The organism is Bartonella sp. F02 (genome assembly GCF_026929975.1).
Taxonomy (GTDB): domain Bacteria; phylum Pseudomonadota; class Alphaproteobacteria; order Rhizobiales; family Rhizobiaceae; genus Bartonella.
Map to the genome: position 1 here is coordinate 267,121 of NZ_JANHOK010000002.1, position 17,392 is coordinate 284,512.

14 protein-coding genes are annotated in these 17,392 nt (G+C 33.7%); 7 read left to right on the forward strand and 7 right to left on the reverse strand.

Going from position 1 to position 17,392, the window contains the following annotated elements; all coding sequences use genetic code 11:
• Positions 1-4: 4 nt before the first annotated feature.
• The 4 genes from NPY00_RS02630 to rpiA form a co-directional block, all read right to left on the reverse strand.
• Positions 5-1,684: an NAD+ synthase gene (locus NPY00_RS02630; RefSeq protein ID WP_269020473.1), complete on the reverse strand. Its 1,680-nt coding sequence runs from the start codon at positions 1,682-1,684 to the stop codon at positions 5-7.
• Between the two features lie 538 nt (positions 1,685-2,222).
• Complete coding sequence (gene gor / locus NPY00_RS02635) at positions 2,223-3,608, reverse strand: glutathione-disulfide reductase (protein ID WP_269020560.1); 1,386 nt, start codon at positions 3,606-3,608, stop codon at positions 2,223-2,225.
• Between the two features lie 182 nt (positions 3,609-3,790).
• Positions 3,791-4,348 carry a DUF2059 domain-containing protein gene (locus NPY00_RS02640; protein WP_269020475.1) on the reverse strand — a complete coding sequence of 186 codons (558 nt, stop codon included), beginning with the start codon at positions 4,346-4,348 and terminating at the stop codon, positions 3,791-3,793.
• A gap of 108 nt (positions 4,349-4,456) precedes the next feature.
• A complete protein-coding gene (gene rpiA, locus NPY00_RS02645; RefSeq protein ID WP_269020476.1) occupies positions 4,457-5,161 on the reverse strand; it encodes a ribose-5-phosphate isomerase RpiA in 705 nt (234 codons plus the stop codon).
• 455 nt (positions 5,162-5,616) lie between these two features.
• Between rpiA and bfr the strand changes: the two genes are divergently transcribed.
• Positions 5,617-6,099 carry a bacterioferritin gene (gene bfr, locus NPY00_RS02650; RefSeq protein WP_269020479.1) on the forward strand — a complete coding sequence of 161 codons (483 nt, stop codon included), beginning with the start codon at positions 5,617-5,619 and terminating at the stop codon, positions 6,097-6,099.
• A 131-nt stretch (positions 6,100-6,230) separates the two neighbouring features.
• On the opposite strand, the gene NPY00_RS02655 is transcribed toward bfr, so the two are convergent.
• Positions 6,231-8,507: a ComEC/Rec2 family competence protein gene (locus tag NPY00_RS02655; RefSeq protein ID WP_269020482.1), complete on the reverse strand. Its 2,277-nt coding sequence runs from the start codon at positions 8,505-8,507 to the stop codon at positions 6,231-6,233.
• 114 nt (positions 8,508-8,621) lie between these two features.
• Here NPY00_RS02655 and gltX point away from each other — a divergent pair, with 114 nt between their 5' ends.
• From gltX to NPY00_RS02685, 6 genes are all read left to right on the forward strand, one after another.
• Entirely contained in the window at positions 8,622-10,049 is a 1,428-nt protein-coding gene (gltX, locus tag NPY00_RS02660) for a glutamate--tRNA ligase (protein WP_269020484.1), read from the forward strand.
• A gap of 257 nt (positions 10,050-10,306) precedes the next feature.
• On the forward strand, positions 10,307-11,596 hold the full coding sequence (gene gltA / locus NPY00_RS02665) for a citrate synthase (protein WP_269020487.1): 1,290 nt from the start codon (positions 10,307-10,309) through the stop codon (positions 11,594-11,596).
• Between the two features lie 635 nt (positions 11,597-12,231).
• Entirely contained in the window at positions 12,232-12,984 is a 753-nt protein-coding gene (locus NPY00_RS02670) for a transporter substrate-binding domain-containing protein (protein WP_269020488.1), read from the forward strand.
• An 80-nt stretch (positions 12,985-13,064) separates the two neighbouring features.
• The gene (locus tag NPY00_RS02675) at positions 13,065-13,787 is read left to right on the forward strand and encodes an ABC transporter permease (RefSeq protein WP_269020490.1); all 723 of its coding nucleotides are present in this window, start codon (positions 13,065-13,067) and stop codon (positions 13,785-13,787) included.
• Positions 13,784-14,491, forward strand: coding sequence for an ABC transporter permease (locus NPY00_RS02680; RefSeq protein ID WP_269020492.1), 708 nt, complete (start codon positions 13,784-13,786; stop codon positions 14,489-14,491). Before NPY00_RS02675 ends, NPY00_RS02680 begins: the two co-directional genes overlap by 4 nt.
• Positions 14,492-14,559: 68 nt before the next feature.
• On the forward strand, positions 14,560-15,333 hold the full coding sequence (locus tag NPY00_RS02685; RefSeq protein WP_329957997.1) for an amino acid ABC transporter ATP-binding protein: 774 nt from the start codon (positions 14,560-14,562) through the stop codon (positions 15,331-15,333).
• A gap of 20 nt (positions 15,334-15,353) precedes the next feature.
• Here the strand turns inward: NPY00_RS02685 and lpxB are convergent, their stop codons facing one another.
• Both lpxB and NPY00_RS02695 read right to left on the reverse strand, forming a co-directional pair.
• Positions 15,354-16,529 (reverse strand): lipid-A-disaccharide synthase, encoded by a 1,176-nt coding sequence (lpxB, locus tag NPY00_RS02690; RefSeq protein ID WP_269020493.1) that lies wholly within the window; start codon positions 16,527-16,529, stop codon positions 15,354-15,356.
• Positions 16,522-17,391, reverse strand: a complete 870-nt coding sequence (locus NPY00_RS02695) for an LpxI family protein (RefSeq protein WP_269020495.1) — start codon at positions 17,389-17,391, stop codon at positions 16,522-16,524. Before NPY00_RS02695 ends, lpxB begins: the two co-directional genes overlap by 8 nt.
• Position 17,392: the final 1 nt, after the last annotated feature.

The window sequence follows — 17,392 nt, forward strand, 5'->3', positions numbered from 1 at the left end:
ATGCTCAACTTCTATCACGAAAACGATTGGTAATGGGATAACGGCGGTCACGACCAAAATTTTTACTACTAATTTTTATACCAGGCGCAGATTGCCGTCTCTTATATTCAGATAAATAAAGAAGATGTTCAACTTTCTCAACTGTTTCTCGTAAATACTCTCTACATTTAACAATATCAGCAATACTCATGTCATCTTCTACAAAAGATTTTAAGATATCATCCAAAATAGGATAAGATGGAAGAGAATCTTCATCCTTTTGATTTTCTCGCAGCTCTGCAGAAGGCGCCTTTGTTATAATATTTTTCGGAATAACAATCCCTTTAGGCCCCAAAAAATTTGATGAATGATTTTCATTACGCCATTCCGCTAATGCATAAACCTGTGTTTTATAAACATCTTTAATAGGATTAAATCCTCCGTTCATATCACCATAAAGTGTTGCATACCCCACCGCCATTTCTGATTTATTCCCTGTCGTCACAACCATAGAACCAAACTTATTTGAAAGAGCCATTAAAATAGTTCCTCGTGCGCGACTCTGGAGGTTTTCTTCTGTAATATCAGATGACAATCCTGAAAAAACAGAAGACATTGCACTTAAAAATCCCTCAACGGGTTGAAAAATAGGGATTATTTCATAATGACAATTTAAAAGATGTGTACATTCTTTAGCATCTTTTAGAGATTCTTGTGACGTATAATGATAAGGCATCATTACAGTACGAACTCTTTCTGCTCCAAGAGCATCCACTGCCATTGTTGTACACAATGCGGAATCAATTCCTCCCGAGAGACCAAGGATAACATCTTTAAATCGATTTTTATTAACGTAATCTCTTAAACCTAAAACACAAGCATGATAATCAGCAGCCAAACCATCCAAAATTTTCTCATTTGGACCAGAAATACACTGCCATCCGGCAGGTTTTCGCTTCCAATGACTTAACGCCATATGACTTTCAAAATGTTTCATTTGAAATACCACTAGACCTTGTTGATCAAAAGCAAAAGAGCCTCCATCAAAAACCAACTCATCCTGACCACCAATTTGATTTGCATAAATAATAGGAATTCCAGAGTGAATGGCCTGTGCGCAAACAATCTCCATACGTCTAAATATTTTATCACGACAATAAGGAGATCCATTAAGAACAAAAATAATTTCTGCTCCTTTATTCTTCAGTTTCGTACAAATAGAAGAATCATTCCAAATATCTTCACAAATAACAATTCCTAACGTTATTCCACGATAAACGATAGGCTCAGAACATAAACCAGGAGAAAAAACACGTTTTTCATCAAATTGCTCATAATTAGGGAGATCAAATTTTAAGCGTTCCGCAATTACTTTCCCATTATCAAGAAGCACGACCCCATTATAAATAGCATCCCCACGCTTTAACGGAACACCAATAACAATTCCAGGCCCTTCTTTTGTTATTTGTGCTAATTTTTTTATTGCATTCTCACATGCTTCTAGAAAAACAGATTTTAAAACAAGATCTTCTGGGGGATACGCACTAATAAAAAGCTCTGTTAACAGAACAACATCAGCATTCTGTTTTTGAGCCTCCTGATGCGCCATAACCGCAAGAGAAAAATTGCCCTCAACATCACCGACAACAGGATTTAATTGAGCAACTAAAACTCGAAAATCATTTTTTATAAGCCTTTGCGTCATCAAATTAATTTAGCGTGCCTACAGTTTAGTTTCAATCACCAAAATTATTTTTATCAAAAGGCATTTCATTTATTAAAAATCGCCGAAAAGATAACTGTGTAACTTTTTAATAAAAGAGTATACACCTATCATTTGCACACTCAATTCATAAAAAAGCTTCTCTCTAAATGCTGCGTGAATAAATTCTTCCTTACCAATTTATAATATCTCGATTTTCTTTACAGCATACTCGAAAATATATTTGATAACTATTTTCAACGGCTCCGCATTATAGTGCCATACATTACTTTATAGAATTATCAAACTCTATATTTTCTATATTTGGTCGTACAAAACGTTCTCAAAATGAAAACTTCGAATCTTTTTATAATCAAAAAGCCAATCCAATTCACTGTCAAAATTAAGAATATCGACAAATTGCAAAAATTCATCAAAATCAACAAAATCCCAATATGCAACCTATCCTTACTTGTATCTTTCCACACAGACTATAATGCGAAATAACCCTACAGCTTACCATAACATGGATTATTGAATTTTATATTTTATTTCCATTTCTGTAAACATAACTCGGCTCATACATCGTTACTAATTCTTCTGCTGTCGTTGGATGAACCGCCATAGTTTCATCAAATACATCTTTCGTTAATTTCCCTTTGAGAGAAATCCCTATAAGCTGAGCCATTTCACCAGCGCCTTCCCCTAAAATATGCGCGCCAACGACTATGCGACTTTCACCATCAACAACAAGCTTCATAAAAATTTTCTCTGAACTACCAGAAAGGGTATTACGCATTGGACGAAATTGCGTGCGATAAATTTCAACATGTTTATAATGATGTATCGCATCTTCTTCTGAAAGACCGACTGTTCCAATTTCTGGTTGAGAAAAAACAGCTGTTGCAATTAAATCATAATCTGGCGCAGTGGGAGTATTCTTAAATGCAGTTTTAACAAAACACATTGCTTCATGAATCGCAATAGGTGTTAATTGAATATGGCCTGTTACGTCACCAACAGCCCAAATATGAGGTATATTGGTTCTCATCATTTTATCAACAATAACTGCACCAGACTCATCAAGGTTAACGCCTGCTTTTTCGAGACCTAAATTTTCTGTATTTGGTACACGTCCTGTCGCCAACATCACTTTATCAGCATTGATAGTTTCTCCAGTTGATAAAACAACATCATAGTGACTATCGTTTTCTTTAACTTGAGAAATTGTTGCCCCATAAATAATAGAAATGCCTTTTTCAATCATTGCATCATTCAATAAACGTCGTAAATCATGATCAAAATTACGAAGAATTAAATCACCACGATGGATTAATGTGGTTTTTACACCTAATTCATGAAAAATATTGGCAAATTCTACACCAATATACCCACCACCAGAAATTATGATTGATTTTGGCAATTCTTTAAGATCAAAAACTTCATTGGAAGTAAGACATAAATCACTTCCTATTATTGCAGGATTTCGTGTAGTTTTTGCTCCCGTCGCAATCAAAATTTTTTCTGCTCTGACACGCTCACCTGTCGCAGAAAATTCTATTGTATGATCATCTACAAAAACAGCACGACTCTCATAAATATGAACATTATTGTTTTTCAGTATTTGATGATAAATATTCTCCAATCTCGATATTTCTTTATCTTTAGCTGCAACCAACTTTTCCCAATTAAAAATGGGATCATTGCATGTCCATCCAAAACCAAGGCTCTTACTAAACTCTTGCGCATATTGTGATGCATAAACAAATAGTTTTTTGGGAACACAACCGCGAATAACACAAGTGCCTCCTACACGGTATTCTTCAGCGATAGCAACACGCTTGCCAAGTCCTCCAGCAAGCCGAGCAGCACGTACTCCACCAGATCCACTGCCAATAACAAATAAATCAAAATCAAAAGACACAATAAAATACCTCTTTTTGGACATCCAATATTGTACAGACTATTATCATTTTTTATTTATCAATATAATTTTTATAAATGCGATATCCTTAAAGAGCTGATCTTTTGTGTTATTATATTATTAAGATCATCTCTTTATTTGGAATTAACGTTCAAATTGTTAAATCTTAAATAGCATTGATACAATTATTTTGAACTTATGGGAGAACTCATCTTTACAGGAGAAACAGAATTATTTAAACTAATGATTTTAGACAGCTCTTTTTCTACATTTTTTACAAGATCTTGTTCAATAACAGAACGCCATAACTCAAACGCAGAATAAGCATCACGTGCAATATTAGGTATCGCTGTTAAAAACTTTTTACCAACATTAGAATTGTAAAATTCTGTAATTTTATTAAGTTCTTCTCGTGTGAAATATTTCGCATATATAAGAGCAATTTCTTTCTCTAAATCAGCGTACCGCTTAACCAAAACTAAAACTTCCCTATCAACAATTTCAGAAATTTCTGTAGCCAAATTTGGATCATTGTTTATCAATTCATTTTTAAGATCACGCGCAGCTAATGAAAAAAAACTATCAAATTGATCAGTTGCATGAATAGCATTAATCGCTTTTTTTGCCGAATCTAAATGTTCATCACTCACATTTTGAGCACAAACCATTCCCATATTCATGACTAAAATAATGGTAGCACTAAACGATACTATCAAGTTTTGAAAAGAAAAGAGCGTTTTCATTCACTGTTTACTCCCACAATTGTTATTAATTCAAATTCACCATTCTTACGTAAAATCTTTTAATAGCCTTTATGTATAGTGAACATTTGAACATATGAACTATTTTATCTAAAGATCAAATGGTTTTAAAACTTTTATTTCTCCACTTTTCATCGCTATAATTGAATGAGATGCTAATTCCAAAAAAAGACCATGTTCAACAACACCAGGAACCTCAAGTAGTGCGCTTGATAATAATTTTGGCTGCATAATATGACCTAAAAATGCATCAAGAATAAAATGTCCACCATCAGTTACAAAAGGGCTTTCTCCATTCATTCTTAATGTAACTTTTCCTGAAAAATCTAAATTATTCAATATTTTTTCAATAGCTTTGCGTGTAGCAGTTATACCAAATGGATTAACTTCTATTGGTAACGCAAAAGAACCAAGTGTTTTTACTACTTTTGTTTCATCTGCAATGACAAGCATTGAGTGAGAGGCTGTTGCTACAATTTTTTCACGCAATAATGCTCCTCCTCCTCCTTTAATTAAGGTCATCTTGGGACCAATTTCATCAGCGCCATCGATAGTAAGATCAAGCTCAGGAAATTGATCCAAAGTAGCAAGAGGAATTCCAAAATCACGACATAATTTTTCAGAACGGTATGAAGTAGCAACACCAATCACACGTAAACCTTCCGTAACACGTTCTCCAAGAAGTCGAATAAATTCATTAACTGTAGAGCCAGTACCTATTCCAAGTCGCATACCATCTTGAATAAATTCAAGTGCTTCAGTTGCTGCCTTTTTTTTTAGATCTTGTACATCCATAAATAATAATTTCTCCTTGTACCGATCATTGAATATTCATATGAATGAATAACAAAAAATCAATCTGTTATACTAGTCCACTGTATCTATTCAATAATTTCCAGCTAAACAATGTTAGTTTAGTTATAATGAAATTATATTAAAAAATAAAATATAAGGTTTAACAACTGTATTCATTTGTCAATTTATTGAAATTTCCTATATTTAAAAATAATGAATTTTACTTAATTTTATTTCTGAAAAAAGTGTGAATCTCACACTTCTATAAAAAGTTAAATTCCTATTTAATTATAGGTTCCAAAAAAATGTTAATCATTGATTATTCTAAATAAAATGGTAAAATAATAAGATCTAGTCCAAGAAAAAGCTTAAGCGTAATCAAAGAATGTGCAGCGTTTCTTTTAATTTTATTTTGATTATGTTCATGCCATAAAACTGTAGAAAGATAAAATACAATGAAGGGTCATCCAACAATCATCGATCTATTCAACGAAGCTCTTGCACTTGAGCTTAGTGCCGTTAATCAATATTTATTACATTCTTGCCTAATAGAAAATTGGGGTTTTACGAAACTAGCCAAGTTAGAACGCAGAGAATCCATAGAAGAAATGGCACATGTAGATAAAATTATTAAGCGAATTATTTTTCTTGAAGGACGTCCGAATCTTGAAACTCTTGCTCCACTTCGTATTGGAAAAAATCTCAGAGAAATTTTAGAATGCGATCTTGCAAGTGAACATGATGCTCGAGAACTCTACATCAAATCACGTGAAACTTGTGCTAAATTATCTGATCATATTTCAAAAAAATTATTTGATGAACTTCTTGAGGATGAAGAAAATCATATTGATTTTCTTGAAACTCAAATTCAGCTTCTTAACACAATTGGAGAAGAGAAATATAGTCAGCTCAATGCAGATGTTCCTGAATTTAAGTAAAATCCATTATGCTAATTGATTATAAGACTTTGTAATTAATTACGCACCTTTGATATGTAGCTCTATTCCTTCAAAAAATTAGAATAGAGCTATATTTTTATATATTTAAATGGAACATCCTTACCAATCAATTATCCTTTTGCATTTTGTCTATGCACATTCCATGGTCTATAAAAACCTTCAGAAGACCATATAATATCTCTATTTTTAGTCATCATCACACTCCCTCGTGATAATAATTGTTGAAGTGTAAATGTTATTTGCGTAGCATCATCACATATTTCATCATATGTCTCAAATGTTTTAATGATAATATCAGCTTCTATACATTTCTCTATTTTGCCATGCAAAACAGTAATCTTCAGTCCATTATCTAATGAAGAGATGCAAACATTATTGTTGTTATCACAAAAGAATTGTCCCTTAAGTGAAGGTCCATATTTTGTTGGTTTAATAATTTTATTGGTATGAAATGATTTTCCCCAGATAGATGTCATAAATTTAGAAGCACGATAACGATCTATATATAATTTTTCATTATTGATGATCCCCACAAGCCTCATATTTTCGGCAATAATTAATTGCACAGAGGAATGTGCCATATATACAAAAATACCAGAGAAAATAAAAATACTAAAAAAAAGTCTTATAGATGTCACACAAAAAGTTAACCCAACAAGACCTAAGCTGAGTAAAGCTAAGATAGATAAAGACATAAATCCAGGATTCAAAACAGGCGAAATAGCCGTTACAGCATAGGCAATTTTTATTACAAGATAAATACCAAACCCCATCACCTGGAGTGGCAACCACTCGAGTCCAAAAGGCATTGCAAGTGCTGCTATTAACCCAAATGGCATAACTAAAATTGACACAATGGGCAAAGCTAAAACATTACTAATAATACCCAGAGGTGCTACATTAGAAAAATGATAAGCAGCGTAAATTCCGCTAGCAGAACCAGCCACAAGTGATGATACACAAATGGAAACTATCGAAAACAAAATAAAACGCAGAATGCCACTTCCAATATAAGATACTGTTGTTTTTCTTCCACAAGAAGATTTTCTGTCACTCCACCAACCAAAAGCAGCAATCAAAACTGCAGTTGCAGAAAAAGACATTTGAAAACTCGGGCTTAATATTTCATGCGGACGAACAACCAAAATTGCCATACCAGCAATAATTAAATTGCGCATTGTCAAAGCTGAGCGATCACACAAAACAGCAAACAGCATGACTGCAATCATTATAAAGCTTCTTTGTGCTGCAACCGCTGTACCCGACAATAGCAAATAAAAGACTGTAATCCCCAACGCAACAAGAGCAGCAACTTTTTTTGATGAATAATAAGATGAAAAAACGGGAAAAAGTGCTAGAAAACTGCGAATAACAAGAAGAGCCATACCACTTAGTAAAGCCATATGCAAACCTGAGATTGACAAAATGTGAGCCAATCCAGCCATACGCAATGCTTCATTCGTATTTTGTGAAATTCCACCCCGTTCTCCTGTTATTAGAGCTGCAGATACATTGCCTTCTTCTCCAATAATTGCTTTACGGATTCTCTTTGTCATTCTCATCCGTAAATTTTCAATTTTCTGAAAGAGAATTGGGAATATCTTATCAGGTTGAGAAACAGATATCTTTTTGGGTTTACCTAAATAAATCCCTTGGGCACCAATTCCTTTAAAATAATTATAAAAACTAAAATCATAACCTCCTGGACGAACAGGACCAGATAAAGCGCGCAACCTTACTTTTCCATACAACCCATCACCAGGAACTACTCTATATGGCAAATATTTTGTCGTTAGACGAACACGCTTAGGCCCATGATGTAAAAAAGGAGCTTCTGTTTTTAAAACATCCACCTTTAAACGAAATTTACCTTTGTCCATTGATTCAATAGAAACAATTCTTCCAGTTAAAATAGTGGAAACATCATGAATCAACATAGGTGTAGACATGCGCCACGTTTCTATTTTCGCTGCCAGCATACCTAATACAACACAAAATAAAAACCCCGTAATAAACCATATTTTTCTACAATGTCGAAATCCAAACAATATAGTAAGAAGCAGAATAACCGTAACAACCAAATGCTTCCAAGTTGGTTCTCGATATAAATGAAAATAAAAAATAATGCCTGTAGCAAAAAATACAAAAACTAATACGAAAAGCAGCCCAAAAGAAATTTCTTTTTTGATACAGTTTACGAACCACTGCTTTCCAAGAAGCACTTTATCTCTTAAAGATGTTAATAGCGTTTTTTTGTGTTCATGATAAAAAGCATTAGGTGCAGTATCAATAATAGAAAAATCGTCTTTTTGTATAAAATTTATATTTTTTTTCTGAGACAAATACCCTATTAATGCGTCATCTTTAATTTCGTTTTCATTGAGCATCTGCAAATCCCCTCTTTACTTGCAATGCCACTATTGTACGCGCTATTACCTATGCTAACATAGGTTTTCAATAAAGCCTTAATAAATAACATATTAATTTAGAGGATAATATCCGTGTCTGTTATCACCCGCTTTGCACCATCACCTACAGGCTTTCTTCACATCGGAGGTGCACGCACTGCTCTCTTTAATTGGCTTTACGCAAAACATACCGGTGGAAAAATGCTTCTCCGTATCGAAGATACAGATCGAGAACGTTCTACAAAAGAAGCTGTTCAAGCGATTCTAGATGGTTTACACTGGATGGGACTTGACTATGATGGAGCACCTATCTCACAATTTGAACGCGTAGAACGCCATCGTCAAGTTGCTGAGCAATTAGTCAAAAATGGTAAAGCTTATTATTGCTATGCCTCACCTGAAGAACTAGCTGAAATGCGAGAGAAAGCTCGAGCAGAAGGTCGTCCACCATGTTATGATGGTCGCTGGCGTGATCGTGATGTTTCTGAAACGCCCAAAGGGATCAAACCTGTTATTCGAATTAAGGCACCACAAGATGGAGAAACGATTTTACACGATCGCGTTCAAGGCGAAATTCGTTTTCCTAATAAAGATCTTGATGACTTTATTATTTTGCGTTCCGATGGGACTCCAACTTATATGCTTGCTGTTGTTGTTGATGATCATGATATGGCTATAACACATATCATTCGTGGTGATGACCATCTTACCAATGCAGCTCGACAAACAATTATTTTCAATGCAATGGGATGGAATATTCCTATCATGGCGCATATCCCTCTTATCCATGGTGAAAATGGTGCAAAATTATCTAAACGACACGGTGCACTAGGTGTTGATGCCTATAGAACTATGGGATATCTCCCTTCTGCTCTACGGAATTATCTCGTTCGTCTCGGTTGGAGTCACGGAAATGATGAACTCATCTCTCTTGAAGATATGATTTCTTGGTTTGATATTGATGATATTAATAAAGGCGCCGCTCGTTTTGACCTCAAGAAACTCGATGCTATCAACAAACATTATATACGAACAAGCAGTGATCAAAGTCTTTTTGACTCTGCACTTAATATTCTGCCGAAAATTAAAGACGATTTTAAAATTATCGAACAACTGGATGAGCAGCATAAATCACAATTTTTAGCTGCAATACCAAGCTTGAAAGAGCGCTCGAAAACATTGATTGAACTCATTGAAGGTGCTGCTTTTCTCTTCATGAAACGACCATTATCTCTTGATGAACAAGCAAAAAAACTTTTAAATGAAAGTAATAAAATCATCTTAAAAGATATTTATTCTGCTCTCAAATTATGCCAGAATTGGGACTCAGAAGTATTAGATGAAACTTTGCGACATTATGCACAAGAAAAAAACATTAAATTCGGTGTCATCGCCCAACCACTCCGAGCAGCACTTACAGGGCGCGCAATATCGCCAGGTGTTTTTGATGTTCTTGTTTTATTGGGACGAAATGAATCTCTTAACCGCATCAAAGATCAAATAACTTCAATCACACCTTAAGAAAAAATATCAAATATTTTTAACCAAATGGATGAAGTGTAAATATTTAAAAACAATTTGAAATATTTTTCATTTTAAAAAATTTAAGTATAGTTTTGCAAAAACTGAAAACAAAAATATTTTTAGATTGCATAAGCTTGCTTTTAGAGTAAATCTACACGCAATATGAGTAGGAAAGCTTTAACTATAGTATCGATCGATCTGATAAAAAAGTGGAATCTCATTTTGTAAATGAGAAACCCGAAAGGAAATTTTTAATGTCTGAACATAAAGCATACATTACCGTAAATGATAAGAAAACGGAATTACCAGTGCGTAAAGGAACTATTGGTCCTGATGTAACTGAAATTACTTCTTTCTATAAAAACACTGGTGTTTTTACTTACGATCCTGGCTTTACTTCTACAGCTTCTTGTGAATCAAAAATCACTTATATTGATGGTAACAAAGGAATGTTGCTTTATCGTGGTTATTCTATCGATAAGTTAGCTGAAAATGGCAACTTTCTTGAAAGTTGTTATCTTCTACTTCATGGAGAATTGCCAACAAAACAGGAAAAAGACGATTTTAACCTTTTTATCACGCAAAATATGGATGTTGATGAACAACTCCCACAACTGTTCCGTGGCTTTCATCATGATGCTCATCCTATGGCTATGATGATTGCTTGCCTTGGTGCTCTTTCAGCTTTTTATCATGATACTATTGATATAAAAAATTCTCAACAAAGAATAACAGCTGCTATGAATCTTGTTGCAAAGATTCCAACACTTGCTGCTATGGTGTATAAACATAGTGTCCAGCAACCATTTATTAAACCTCGTAATGACCTCAACTACGCTGAAAATTTTCTTCACATGTGCTTTTCTAATCCTCATGAAGAATACAAAGTCAATCCAATGCTTGCCAAAGTAATGGATTGCATTTTTATTCTTCATGCAGATCATGAACAAAATGCATCCACATCAACTGTACGTCTTGCGGGATCATCAGGAGCAAATCCATTTGCATGTATTGCAGCAGGTATTGCGTGTCTCTGGGGTCCTGCTCACGGTGGTGCTAATGAAGCATGTTTAAAAATGTTACAAGAAATCGGCTCTGTAGAAAAAATTCCTGAATTTATTGCACGGGCAAAAGATAAAAATGATCCTTTCCGTCTTATGGGGTTTGGCCATCGTGTTTACAAAAATTATGATCCACGCGCTAAAATCATGCAAAAAAATTGCTATGAAGTTTTAAAAGAACTGAATATTAAAAATGATCCTCTTTTTGATATTGCAATGGAACTTGAAAAAATCGCTCTAAGTGATGAATATTTTATTGAAAAAAAGCTGTATCCTAATGTCGATTTTTATTCTGGCATTATATTAAAGGCTTTAGGTTTTCCAACTCAAATGTTCACCGTTCTTTTTGCATTAGCGCGCAGTATTGGTTGGATTGCACAATGGAAAGAAATGATTGAAGATCCAGAACAGAAAATTGGTCGACCACGTCAACTTTATACGGGTTCTGCTGAACGCCAATATATTCTTATAGATAATCGTTAAACTAAAAATAAAATACCCAATCACTAAAACCTCAATTTATTGAGGTTTTAGTGATTGATTTTATATCGTTTTATACAAATATTATATTCTTGAAATAAGCAATTGTTATTATTGAGTAATTTCTTCATCGTTTATTTATCATAAAACGATAAGCTGAAACCTTCTTACTTAAATTAACAAATATTGTAGCACTGTTATTAAATTAAGCTACTTAAAACAATATTCTATAAACAAAAACGAATAAGTGATTATAAAGATTCTCTTTCCTATTTTAGGAACCATATTTCAAAACTTAAAATAATCGCTCTTTGATATGCTCAATTTCTTTTTTCTCTTTAATTATGTGTAAAAAAGAGAACACCCTATTTTTAAATCGTTAAAGAACTCATTTACTTTTTTATCAAGCAATTTTAATTGTATATGATAAAATTTGATAATCTTTTTTCAAAAGAAAATTATATAAAAATAATAAATAGAGTATTGTAATAAATGATTTTTCCGTTTTTAAACTACACATCTCTATTTTAGAGTAAAAACAAATGTCTGTAAATTTTTACATTGCTCTCAAATAATCTTACAGATAATACAATATATTATAGCCACACATCGATTCAGATATCCAACAGGAGACCACAATGAAATTATTGGCCGTCACTCTTATGACAAGTGCAATATTATTTGCTCAATTGGCTAATGCTACAACACTAAGAATCGCAAGTGAAGGCACCTACCCTCCATTCAGTTATATTGATTCAAGTAACAAGCTGCGTGGTTTTGATCCTGATATAACTTATGCGCTTTGTGAGAAAATGAAAGTGGAGTGTATCATTACACTTCAAGATTTTGATGGCATTATTCCTGGTCTTCTTGCTAAAAAGTATGACGCTATCGTTGCATCTTTAGCTGCTACACAAGAGCGTTTACAAAAAATTGATTTTACAGATCCTTATTATAACACAGCATTAGCAGTGATTGTGCCTAAAGATTCAACAATTCAAGAAATTTCTTCAGAAGCATTTAAAAATAAAAATCTCGGTGTGCAATCAAATACGACACAAGCTATATATGCAGAAGATCATTATGCTTCTAAAGGTGTCAATATTAAACTCTATCCTACAACTATAGAGGTCAATAATGATCTTTTAAGCAATCGTCTTGATCTTATCATCGTTGATAAATTGCAAGCTATAACTTGGCTTGATAATGAAGGAAAAAATTGTTGCAAACTTTTAGGAGTTCTTAAAGAAACAAAATTTCCTATCGCAATTGCTATCCGTAAAAATAACCATGATCTTAAAGAAAAATTTAATGAAGCTATAAAAGAAATCCGTGCAGATGGCACATACGATAAAGTTAGAAAAAAATATTTTAAAATCGATATTTATTGAATATAAATTAGTTTAGAAATCGACTAAGCAGTTATTACCTGCAAACAACCATCTGATATTTTGATATTGGGAGTTCCAAGATGATTGAAAATTTAGCATTGCTATCATTTAGCAATGGTGGTTGGGGTTTTGTGATACTATCAAGCGCAGGTATGACATTATCGTTAGCTTTATGTTGTGTCCTTGTTGGACTTCCATTGGGATTTTTAAACGCAGTAATGATACAATCTAATGTAAAAATAGCAAGAATTGTAGCGACTTTATTTTCATCAGTATTTCGTGGCTTACCAGAGCTTTTGACTTTATTTCTGGTTTATTATGGTCTACAAAATCTTATTCAGATTATATTTGAGTATTTTAATATTCAAATAATATTCAATATAAATGCTTTTTTTGCCGGTGTTCTTGCGCTCAGTATGGTTTTTGCTGCTTTTTCTTGTGAAGTTTGGCTTGGAGCATTTAAGATATTCGATAAGGGACAATACGAAGCAGCCAAAGCTTTAGGTCTTTCACGTTCAGTAACATTTTTTCGAATCGTCTTTCCACAACTTCTTCGCAGTACATTACCCGGACTTTCTAATAATTGGCTTACTTTACTCAAAGATACCTCTCTCGTTTCAACAATTTCACTTATTGATATTATGCGACAGACTAATTTAGCAGCTTCGGCAACCAATAAACCTTTACTATTTTATTGTATCGCATGTTTACTCTATCTTTTATTTTCAGCATGTTTTTCTACAATTCTACGTTATTTAGAAATGCGTACACAAGTAGGATATCAAAAGGAATTAATTAGATGATTCCTGAATGGCTCTATTTTATTCTTAATCCTGAACTTTTAAATTCTTATGGTTCAAAGTTTATTGATGGTTTTATAGTTACTTTAAAACTTACATTTATTTCTTGTTTTTTAGGATTTTTTTTAGGAATAAGCATTACATTTGCACGTCTATCAAGCAATAAATTTCTCCATTACTCAGCACGTACTTATAGCTATTTTTTTCGTGGTTCTCCTTTGTTGGTTCAACTATTCCTTCTCTACTATGGTTTAGGATCAATGAGTGAATTCTGGAAACAGGTTGGCTTGTGGTGGTTTTTTCAAAACGCATGGTACTGCTGTCTTTTTGTTTTTTCACTTAATTCTGCAGCATATCAATCTGAAATCTTTAGAGGAAGTTTTCAATCCGTAGCGCTCGAACAACGTGAAGCAGCCAAAGCTTTGGGATTAAGTAATTCTGTAACATTTTTAAAAATTATTCTCCCTCAAGCAATGATTCTAGCAATAAGACCTTTAGGAAACGAATTTATTTTGATGATAAAATCGAGTGCTCTTGCTTCACTTGTCACTGTTTATGATTTAATGGGGATAACAAAATTAATTTATTCTCGCACATTTGATTTTCAAATTTACGTTTGGGCTGCCATTATCTATCTTCTCATCGTTGGACTCATAAATCGTTTAGTTATTTTTATCGAGAATCGTCTAACTTTCTATTTACGATGAATAAAGCTTTTTCATTAAATAAAAATGTTAATTTAATCGAGCTATCTACAATAAGAGAAAACAAAAAGATGAATTCAGAAAATAAAAAAACCACCGATGCCAATAAAAATTTGATCATTTCTATTCGAAATTTAAATAAGTGGTATAAAAATACTCAAATATTGTATGATATCAATTTGGATGTAAAATCTGGAGAACGTATTGTTATTTGTGGTCCTTCCGGATCAGGAAAATCCACCTTAATTCGTTGTATCAATCATTTAGAACAAGCACAAGAAGGTTCAATTTGTATTCATAACGTTGATATTCGCAAGACTTCTCTACAGCAGCAAAAAAATATTTTACGAAAAATAGGAATGGTTTTTCAGCACTTTAATTTGTTTCCTCACATGACTGTTATGCAAAATTGCATTTTAGCACCAATTACAGTTCAAGGAATGTCCAAACAACAAGCAAAAGAACGAGCAATCCACTATCTTACACAAGTAGGAATTGAAAAACATCGTGATAAATACCCACGACAATTATCTGGAGGACAACAGCAGCGTGTTGCTATTGCACGCGCACTTTGTCTGGAACCTGAAATAATGCTTTTTGATGAACCAACATCAGCTCTTGATCCAGAAAGTGTTGGAGAAGTCTTAGAAACCATGATTCAACTCGCAAATACAGGAATCACCATGCTTTGCGTTACTCATGAAATGGGATTTGCCAATAAGGTTTCAGAAAGAATACTCTTTTTAGAAAATGGGAAAATTATTGAGGATACAACATCTGATATATTTTTTACTAATCCCAGCAGTCAACGCGCTCGTGATTTTCTCGCTAAAATAAAACATTAATCATTACTTCATTTGCAATTTTAAATATCTCTATCTTTTTTAAGAATTTTTTTAACGATCTGAGCTGCGATAACTCCTGCGGGTTCCCCTGTTCTCATTTTTTTTTCTATTTTATCAAAAGCATCAAATTGCACCTGCCGCAGTAAATGATTATGCAACAATTGCTCTATTTGCTTTGCCAATACATTAGGACGTAAAAACTCATTAAAATATTCCGGCACGACAGGCTGATCAGCAATAATATTTGGAAGAGCTGCACTCCATAACGTCGTTTTCGGGAAAATAAATAATTTAGAAAAATAATCTAGTTTATAGCCAAGTACCATAGGAATTTTTGCTAGCGCTAATTCAAGTGATACTGTTCCATGTGCTGCAAGCGCAACATCTGCCTCAGCAAAAGCACGCCACTTTTCATCATCACCAACAACAATCTCAACTCCACTTTTCCAATCTTTAACTAAAAAACGCACTTCATTTAACAAATGAGATAAGGTCGGTAAAATAATATGCAAATTAGGAATATTTTGTTTGGCAATTTCTATTGCTTGTCCAAAAATAGGAATTAAATTGCGAATCTCAAAACTGCGTGACCCTGGTAAAATAATCAGTGTAGATGGTGATATTTTTTTAGTATTTAAATGTTTTCTTTCTTTTTGAATAGCCAAAAGTGGTGGATACGTTAATAAACGATGTCCAACATAAGTCGTTGGAGGCCCTTTCAAATGTTTCATAATTTTTTCTTCAAAAGGAAAAACCGCCAAAACATGATCAACAAATTTACGCATGGCTTTAGCACGCTCCGGTCGCCAGGCCCAAACAGTTGGAGCAACATATTTTATAATAGGAATCGAAGGTGCTAAAGCACGTACTTTTTTTGCAACGCGATGCGTAAAATCAGGGCTATCAATAACAATTAAACAGTCTGGTTTTTCTCGTGCAATCAATTTAGACAAATTGTGAATATAAAAAAATAACAGAGGCAATTTTTTTAATACAGCCCCCAAACCTATTAAAGCAATATCATTAGCATTAAAAATGCTTTTTAAACCAAGTGCCTCTAAATGCCTACCACCAACACCAATTAAATGAATATTGCATCCTATCTGATCAGATAAAGAAGAAATTAAATCCGCTCCCAACTGATCACCAGATTCTTCACCAGCAATCACAGCAATTTTTAAAGAACGATCATTCATGATTGCTCTTTTCAAATGTTTCTATAAACAGTGAATGCTTATTTGCCTCTTCCACCGTTTCTTTTAAGGATAATATCAAACTTTTGTTTGCTTCTACTGCAACACCAACCAATCCACTTTTTGCAATATTAATCATTGTTGTTGGTCCAATTGATGGTAAATCAACACGATGATCTTGTTGTGGTTTTGCACATTTAACAAGAACACCACCTTTAGATGGAATTTGTTCTCTTTTTCGCATTTCACAAACCCGCTGTAACATATTGTCAGTTCCTTCTGCACCCTCCACTGCAATAACTCGACCATTAATAGCTACAACCGCCTGCCCAATATCTAATTGGCCTAAAAGTTTTGCCGCTTCAGATCCAAGTAGAATATCAGTTTTCTCTTTTTTTGTCGCACGCCGTAATGTCAAATTAAACTCTATCGGTGCAAGTAAATCTGGAACTACTTCATGAGCGCCAATAACAAAAAAACCGTATTTTTCAATAACTTGAATAAATGCTCTTAGTAATGCATCATCTCCTTTTCCTAAGGCTTTACATAATTTTGGTAAAGCCAACAAAGTTGGCCAATCGAATCGCAATTGCGAAAGAGAAGGTCTTTTTTTTACACCACCTGCCAAAATAATATTGCAAACTTCAGCCGCTTTTAAAGCTTTAATAAGTCGCGCTAACTCGATAATTGATAATTCGCAATGCTCATAGCTATAAAGTGCAGTATCTGCTTCATCACGCAAAAGAACAAGAAAAGGATTTTGTCCATGCTTTTCAAGTTCTTGAGCAATAATAATAGGCAGAACACCATTTCCGGCTATAATAGCAGTCCGGCCGGCAAGAAACCTTCTGGCACTAAAGGACATT